The sequence below is a fragment of the Anaeromonas gelatinilytica genome, assembly GCF_016820635.1.
Lineage (GTDB): Bacteria > Bacillota > Clostridia > Tissierellales > SIT17 > Anaeromonas > Anaeromonas gelatinilytica.
Map to the genome: position 1 here is coordinate 1 of NZ_WSFU01000051.1, position 5534 is coordinate 5534.

Here is a 5534-nt window from a genome sequence, read left to right on the forward strand (position 1 = left end):
AATGAGAATAAGGCGAAGTTTAGTTAATTCGTAATATTTAGTGTTCATTGGGAAAAGTTTGTACAGCTATATGGATATAAAATTAGAAAAACTGTTGTTAATTACCTTTTACTTGATTAGCTATCTATTTCTCCACAGCCCCTTTTTGGTTTAAACTAAAATTTTCAGAATATATTGACAAAGATGTGGCTTCATATATACTATTAATTAAGGAAAAGGAGGTACTAGATGAACTTAATTGATATTGGTTATAGTGAATTTTTTGGTACTGAAAAAATTGTCCCATCTGTTGGAAGGATTTCTTTTGTTAATCGTCAAAACTATAAAGTCATTTTGGAGGAAGGAGAGTTTTCTGCTGTATTAAAAGGAAGCTTAGCATATAATATAATAGATCAAGAAAAATATCCTGTTGTTGGTGATTGGGTAAAAACTACTCCTATTGAAGAAGATAAGGTGTTGATTGTAGAAATATACCCGAGAAAAAATAAAATAAATAGAAAAGTTAGTGGTGTAAAAATAGAGGAACAGGTTTTAGCTGCAAATATTGATAATGTTTTAATATGTACATCGCTAAATGATGATTTTAGTTTTAGCAGAATAGAACGATACTTGTTTGCTTTTTCTTCCGATGTTAAACCAATTATTGTCTTGACAAAAAGAGACTTAGAAGAAAATTATATAGACTATTTAAATCAAGTGAAATCAAGATTTCTCAATGTTGATGTGGAATGTGTGAGCATAGTTGATAGGAGTATATCCACATTAAGTAAGTATTTTGTTGGAGGTTCAACGTCAGTTTTGGTTGGATCATCAGGCGTTGGAAAGTCGACTTTGGTTAATTCTTTATTTGGAAAAGAGTTGCTGAAAATAAGTGATGTAAATAAAAAGAATGATAAAGGTCGTCATACTACCACTTTTAGACAATTAATTTATATTGGTGAAGGGAAAGGTTGTATAGTTGATACTCCTGGGATGAGAGAATTATCAATTTGGGATTCTGATGCAGGTGATACATCTTTTTCAGACATTGAAGAATTATCTCATCATTGTAAATTTAGGGATTGTACACATACTGTTGAAACGGGATGTGTAGTTTTAGAAGCGGTAAAAGAGGGAAAGCTGGACAAAGAAAGATATAAGAATTATTTAAAATTGATTAGAGAAGAAAAATTTATAAATAGTCAAAAAAATTATTTTACGAGAAGAGAACATAATAGAAGAATAAAGGAGAGATGCCAAAGAAAGAAGAAAAAAAGATTTTATTAAAAGCAAATTCTGTTTTAAAAAATCTAAAAGTGGCTTCAGATACTGCATTTCACCTAAAGGTAGGCTTCGCACCCATAAGGACAAATTTTTTTACTTAAAGATCGTGTGATTTCAAATGTAGTTAATAAATCATCTATTATTTTATTTTTTAATTTATTACCTCTATCAGTATGTAATATATTAACATCTTCTAGAGATCTTTTTATAGTTGAAAAAGTTTTATATACAAGATTTGCATCTTTATTTTTGCCAGCAGTATATCCAATAATTTCACGGTTATATAAATCTAATAATATGCATATATAATTCCGTTTTCCTCTAACATTTACATAAGTCAAATCACTTACTACTACATCTAAAGTTTTTTTCTAGTAAATTTTCTATCAACAATATTATCAATTTTTTCTTCATTACATTTTGAAGTATGAACTTTATATTGCTTAATTGTATAATTAGATACTAAGCCATATTTTTTCATAATATAGCTAATTTTTCTTGTTCCATAGTTATTTTTGCTATTTTTATATGTGTGTCAAACCTTATCATAAGTAACGTAGACTCTCTTTTTAAACATTAGTGTGACTAGTGTTAATGAGTTTAGAGCTACTATTAATCTATTGATAATTTGAACCAGTTATAGTATTATATACAAAATAAGGTTTTTACTTGGAGCGTGATAATATGAGTCATGAATTCATAATTCATGAAAGGGACACAAAGCTCTGTGCAAAGTCTGTAGGTATGACTTGGGCGATGAATTGCATAGAGATAAGTATTGATATCGCCTTTTAAAACTAGAATTCATAAATACAGGCTTTGTTTCCTTAATTTAAAATATAATTTTAAGGAGATGAGTTTTGTGCAATATACAAATGCTAAAGTAATCTTACCAGATAATTTAGTTAAAGAGATTCAAAAATATATTCAAGGTGGATATATATATTCCATGTCAACCGAAGGCAAGAAAAAGGTACAGAGAAAATAATTATATAAAGAACAGAAATGAAAGTATACGTAATAGGCATAAAAATGGTGATAAAATTAAAGATTTAGCTGAAGAATTTTATCTATCAGTTGATAGTATTAAGAAAATTGTATATGCAAAATAATATAGATTTAAGGCTGTTGTTCTTTAATGAGTGGCAGCTTTTTATATATTATACATTATAACTAATGACAAATAAGACATAACTTATATAAGTCCACCATGTATAAAAGTTTATACAGAAAAACAAATTCCCTTTTATTGTATTAATAATGAAAGTAGAATTATATATAAGATAACAATAAATTATGCATAAAATAGGAAAAGTGAGGGAATTAGAATGGATATTAATTGTAAAATAAATCAGTATCTTGATGATTATGCGAAATTATGGCCTTTTAGTGGTGTTATTTCAGTAGTTAAAGAAGGAGAGGTTATATTTAGTAAAGGTTATGGTATGGCAAATATAGAACATAGTGTTCCTAATACAACAAAACTAAAATATAAAATAGCTTCTCTTACAAAACAATTTACTTGTGCAGGAATTATGATTCTTCAAGAAAGAGGATTGCTAAAGGATTTAGAACAAAGTATTTTTAAGTTTGTCTGTCAACAGGCATATGGAATATTAGTAGAAATATTTGAAAAATTAGATGATAAGCTAATCAAAGATAGAAACAAAAAAATTTATAGAAATAAAGGCTTTAAACGAACTAGTATTAAGATAGTAATGGGAGAAATTGAATATAATCGTAGAATATATGAGTATAAAAATAAAGATGATAAAAATAAAATGAAAAAGTTAGAAGAGTTATATAATTACTTAGTAAATAATAAAGAAGGCATAGTGTTATATAAGTTATACCCTGATATAAATTTTCTTGAACCGCCAGAAGGCGTAAAATATAGAAATTTAGGAACTGTGGAGCATAATATATGTGATATATTATCACAAAGAATGAAAGGAAATAAAACAAGCTGGTCAAAAAAGGAGCAAGTAATTTAGCAAAAACATTAGCAGAAAAAGTAAGTGCAGAAAGACAATACAAAGAATTATAGAGCAAAGAACAATTAATAATTTAAACTTTATTTAACAATGATGATTATTTTTTAAAATTAACCATAAGATTTCTATGTCCTTACAGGCATTAAGAATAAAATTCAAACTATAAAAATTAATAATTTTTGGATGATTTAATATAAGAAAAAGAATTGCCAACTATTACTTGACTGTAACCAAATAAACAGAATAATTGTTTTTAAGCATAAAAAGTCGTATAATAGAACTGGATAATATTACATATATTTAATTGAGTTAATTACAAGAATGATATTAAAAAAAATAATAGGCGAACACAAGGAAGAGTGCATATGAAAAAAACGGTTACTTATCTATATCCTAACAAATATGAAGCATCGAATTTAAAGGTCTTTCAAGATACTACGAGCCAAATCAGAGGTTATTACTTTACAAAAGATAATGCTAAAGCTATTGAAGATTTTCCTTCATCAGAAAACTATGCAGTTTATTTTTTGTTTGATGATAGTTTGGAAGATCAATTTTTAATTACATTATTATGCTATGATTAAAAAGTGACCTAAGCTATATTTAATGAAATGAGGAATAAATAGAATGGGAGTTGTGCAGATGTTAGCCATTCAATGCAGTAAAAAATTAAGAAAACAATTAAAAATAGATATTCCTAAAAAAATACCATCAAGTCTAGACTCATTTTATTCCTGGCATTCCCATCTATTTATCCTTAATAGAAAAAAATGTACTATTGTCATGAATAATTTAACAAGGTATAATTTCATCCTAGTGGGATTAAAAAAAGAGGATTTCAAAGTATATGATCAGATGGTAGTTGATGCTATTAGGGATAATCTGTTAGCTGAGGGAGCAACGAAGAAGGAAGTTGATAAATACATAAAAAACTGTGGTTCACCGATATATTTACAAGCCAGTGATAGAAGCATTATTAGTCAAATGAATGAAATGATTAGAGTGATTGGATATTGGAATAGTATAGATAAACAAGATGGTGTTGAAACTGATTTAAAAGAAATCAATCGTAGATTGAACAGTTTTATGATGCTGAAGCTACCAAAAAGTTATTCTGGGGAAACGATGTTAGATGAATTGAAAATTTTAGTTTGAAGAGATTTCGTGAATAGCAATAAGGTTAAATTTCACAATTAGAACCTTTAGAAAATGGATATATTGAAATGGAAGGAATAGTGCTATATAAGCTTCGTCTCCAAAGTTTAAGAGAATCTTACATTGGTAAATAACCTATTGACTATCACCTTAGGTGTTAGCATATGATTATATTGAGGTGATAAATATGTTAATTAACGAAACAAGCAAAACAACGAATTTAACTAATAAAGCAATTGAGTATTACACAGAAAAAGAGTTGATTTTTCCTGATATTCTAGAGAATGGTTATAGAGATTTCAGCGAAAATGACGTGGAACGCTTAAAGAAAATCTCTGTTCTTCGTAAATTGGGAATTAGCGTAGAAGAAATCAAAGCAGTACTTGATGATGAAACCGGAGACGTGCTGCAAAAGTTATCGGTTCAAAAGGAATTGAATTCACAGAGAGAACAGATAAAGAGAACTATACTTGATAAACTTAGTTGTGGTAGTAGCTATTCTGAAATAAAAGAAGAGCTGAAGGTAATCGAACAAGGTTTATCAGTCATCGAGAAGTTATTGGAGGCATTCCCAGGATATTATGGTAGATTTATTTGCCTGCATTTTGCGCGGTTTTTGAATGAACCCATTATGACAGACCAGCAAAAATCTGCGTATCAAGAAATTGTAACATTTTTGGATGAGGTTCCATCGCTCAACTTTCCGGAAGATTTGCAAGAGTATTTAATTGAAAACACAAAGCACATAAGTACTGAAAATATTATTCAAATGATGGAAGACACAAAGCGATCTATTGAAAATCCAAAAGATTTTTTATCTGAAAACAAGGAAATGTTAGAGCAATATTTAGAATTTAAACAATCAGATAAATTCAAAAATTCACCTTTGTACAAAATTCAGTCTTTGCTAAAAGAATTCAATAGTACAAGTGGCTATTATGACATTTTCATTCCTGCAATGAAAAGGCTAAGTACCTCCTATGCTGAGTATTATAAGCAATTAGAAATCGCCAATGAAAAATTAATCGAGCAATACCCAAATATTGAAAAATTGAATAGTTAGAGCTAATGAGAATAAGGCGAAGTTTAGTTAATTCGTAATATTTAGTGTTCATTGGGAAA

At 28.2% G+C, this 5534-nt stretch carries 6 protein-coding genes and 1 pseudogene; 6 read left to right on the forward strand and 1 reads right to left on the reverse strand.

Translation table 11 applies throughout. From position 1 onward, the window contains the following. Positions 1-228 precede the first annotated feature (228 nt). Complete coding sequence (rsgA, locus tag GOQ29_RS03950) at positions 229-1266, forward strand: ribosome small subunit-dependent GTPase A (protein ID WP_203371339.1); 1038 nt, start codon at positions 229-231, stop codon at positions 1264-1266. Here rsgA and GOQ29_RS15150 read toward each other — a convergent pair. Further along, a pseudogene (locus GOQ29_RS15150) lies at positions 1208-1792 on the reverse strand (DDE-type integrase/transposase/recombinase); the annotation flags it as partial. The gene rsgA and the pseudogene GOQ29_RS15150 sit on opposite strands and share 59 nt — an antisense overlap. 333 nt (positions 1793-2125) lie before the next feature. On the opposite strand from GOQ29_RS15150, the gene GOQ29_RS14820 reads away from it, so the two are divergent. The 5 genes from GOQ29_RS14820 to GOQ29_RS03980 all read left to right on the forward strand — a co-directional run bounded on the left by GOQ29_RS14820 (position 2126) and on the right by GOQ29_RS03980 (position 5475). Then, positions 2126-2251, forward strand: a complete 126-nt coding sequence (locus tag GOQ29_RS14820; RefSeq protein WP_286672863.1) for a hypothetical protein — start codon at positions 2126-2128, stop codon at positions 2249-2251. A gap of 340 nt (positions 2252-2591) precedes the next feature. Then, a complete protein-coding gene (locus GOQ29_RS03965) occupies positions 2592-3257 on the forward strand; it encodes a UPF0236 family transposase-like protein (protein WP_203371341.1) in 666 nt (221 codons plus the stop codon). A 365-nt stretch (positions 3258-3622) separates the two neighbouring features. Further along, positions 3623-3841 carry a hypothetical protein gene (locus tag GOQ29_RS03970; protein ID WP_203371342.1) on the forward strand — a complete coding sequence of 73 codons (219 nt, stop codon included), beginning with the start codon at positions 3623-3625 and terminating at the stop codon, positions 3839-3841. A gap of 58 nt (positions 3842-3899) precedes the next feature. Next, positions 3900-4412, forward strand: a complete 513-nt coding sequence (locus GOQ29_RS03975) for a DUF6933 domain-containing protein (protein WP_203371343.1) — start codon at positions 3900-3902, stop codon at positions 4410-4412. 187 nt (positions 4413-4599) lie between these two features. After that, positions 4600-5475 (forward strand): MerR family transcriptional regulator, encoded by an 876-nt coding sequence (locus GOQ29_RS03980; protein WP_203371344.1) that lies wholly within the window; start codon positions 4600-4602, stop codon positions 5473-5475. The last annotated feature ends 59 nt before the right edge of the window (positions 5476-5534 follow it).